The 1,636-nt window shown below is 37.3% G+C and carries 1 protein-coding gene; it reads right to left on the bottom strand.

Annotated features, from left to right (window positions below; genetic code table 11):
• Window positions 1-315 precede the first annotated feature (315 nt).
• The gene (locus FJR06_RS04855; RefSeq protein ID WP_015079719.1) at window positions 316-1,485 is read right to left on the bottom strand and encodes a DUF6014 family protein; all 1,170 of its coding nucleotides are present in this window, start codon (window positions 1,483-1,485) and stop codon (window positions 316-318) included.
• Window positions 1,486-1,636: the final 151 nt, after the last annotated feature.

Raw genomic sequence — 1,636 nt, 5'->3', positions numbered from 1 at the left:
TTCAATTTGGGAATTTCATACCTCAATTCAGCAACGCCAAAAAATATTATTCAGCTAAAAAAGCCAATCATACTAGAAAAAGTTTTAGCTATATGGATATCCTCAATTTTCCAAATCCGACAAGGAAAAATGCACCTATTTTGGGAGACCATCAGCCAAAATAGGTGCATTTTTTTTGAGATAAAAATCTGTAAAACCTTTATTAATAAACGGTTTTAGCTTTATTCAGCAAGCCATACATATACATTTTCGCAGTTTTTGACCCCTTTTTTTCTTTTCTTTGTGAGAAATCCGGGCAAAAAGACAGAAAAATTATTATTGCAACTGTTCCCAAATTCTTTGACAGCGTTCCATAATTAGCCCCTGAAAAATTGATTGAGTTGATGGGTGAATGTCTACTTTGTACAGAGATAAAAGACCTGTAGGACTTTTAAGATTTAACTCTCTTCGGGTAAGAGATAATGCTTGCGCTCGATGGAGTTCCACGGCTTGGAGTAAACCTGGATAACTCAAATTACGTAAAGCTAATTGACTATTTTTAGTGATATATATGGCATCATTTTGGAAAAGATATTCTAAGCTGATCAGGCTAGCATATACATCCACATCTTTTTCTATCCCTCCTAAACGGTGAGCATCTAAGCCAAAGCGAATGCAGAAATTGACAGCTACCAACTTCCCAGCTTCTTGAGCAGGTAAAGTGCAAGCTGCAAACTCAAATCCTAGGCTATCAGATCGCCATTCCTCTACACCAGAATTGGTATAGTTTCGGAAAATTTTATGCTTTAACTTGAAGTTAAATCCCAAACCACTCGCATGTCCTGCTTCATGAACTTGAGTATCTAGGTGGCGATAGCGTTCACCATTGATTTCGTCTTCTAACGGACCTAATAGTAAATTAGCTGTTTCATATTCAAATATTTTTCGGATACATTCGTGGCTGGAACCTAAAAAACGTCGTCGCTGCTCCTTTGCATTGTTTAATGCAGGACCACAAACACTATTAGGAAAACACCATCTATGTGGGACTACAAAGGCTTCACCACTTTCACCACTGACATTACCCCAACTAGCAATCTCGGTAAAGGAAAGGTTTATGGGAATTGGTTGTCCGAGTGTGCCAAATTTTGCCCGCACCAGATTTTCTAATTGTTCAATAGATGGTTCTTGGTTATCGTGTATTTTCCCGTAAAGTGCGCTTAACGTCACATTGGCTTGGCTTTGTCGATTTATTTGGTAAGGTGCGATAATTAAGAAATAGCCATTTTTACCAATAAAATCCATATTGATAAAGCCTGCTGACAAGATACTCCAATCGTTATTTTCTAAAGCATCGGCTGTGTTGAGTAGCCAAGTTGGAGGAAGTTCACAAGAGTTTTTAGCCTGTTGACGCAGTTTTTTGACAGCAATAGCAATTTCATTTCGCCCAATATCTTGGACTATTTGTTTAGTTAATTCTTGTTCATCTACAAAGATGGTTACCATTTTTTATGCCTAATGATTTAATCAAAGTTTGATATCGTTTATTGCTTTAGAGAGTGTTTGAAAAGTCTAAATTCACACTCTCTGGGCGATTTATAATCGCCGATAGCGTAGCGTGGCCTTAGAGGGTGTTTGAAAAGTTTTGAATGTATAG

This window comes from Dolichospermum sp. UHCC 0352 (genome assembly GCF_009711925.1).
GTDB classification, from domain to species: Bacteria; Cyanobacteriota; Cyanobacteriia; order Cyanobacteriales; family Nostocaceae; genus Dolichospermum; species Dolichospermum lemmermannii.
Note: the sequence above shows the minus strand (reverse complement) of the source record. Positions and strands in the feature narration are given on the sequence as shown.

Excerpts from the sequence above, each read along its gene's own strand:
- FJR06_RS04855 (WP_015079719.1), bottom strand. The coding sequence starts at position 1,485 with ATGGTAACCATCTTTGTAGATGAACAAGAATTAACTAAACAAATAGTC.